The organism is Terriglobus sp. ADX1 (assembly GCF_036877645.1).
Lineage (GTDB): Bacteria > Acidobacteriota > Terriglobia > Terriglobales > Acidobacteriaceae > Terriglobus.
Map to the genome: position 1 here is coordinate 1 of NZ_JAEDXV010000091.1, position 254 is coordinate 254.

The following is a 254-nucleotide window of genomic DNA, read 5'->3' on the forward strand; positions in this document are numbered from 1 at the left end:
CGAAGCGATTTCGACTACGGGCAATTCCTTGTAGCCGCTTCCCTTCCCGAAGACATTATCGGTATAGCTATGACGAAGGTGCCGGTAGTTGACACGTGCTGTGATGGAAACTCCCTGCTTCACGTCGGCTGGCACACGGAATTCATAACGCACAAGCACAGAATGGCCAGCCGAAACCGTGTTGTCGTAAGCCACCGAATGAATCGTCCACACCTTATGGTTGTCGACGAATGTACCACTGGTGTTCACGGGAC

1 pseudogene is annotated in these 254 nt (G+C 52.8%); it reads right to left on the reverse strand.

Going from position 1 to position 254, the window contains the following annotated elements:
- Positions 1-254 (reverse strand): annotated as a pseudogene (locus JAO32_RS19780) (tetratricopeptide repeat protein); the annotation flags it as partial.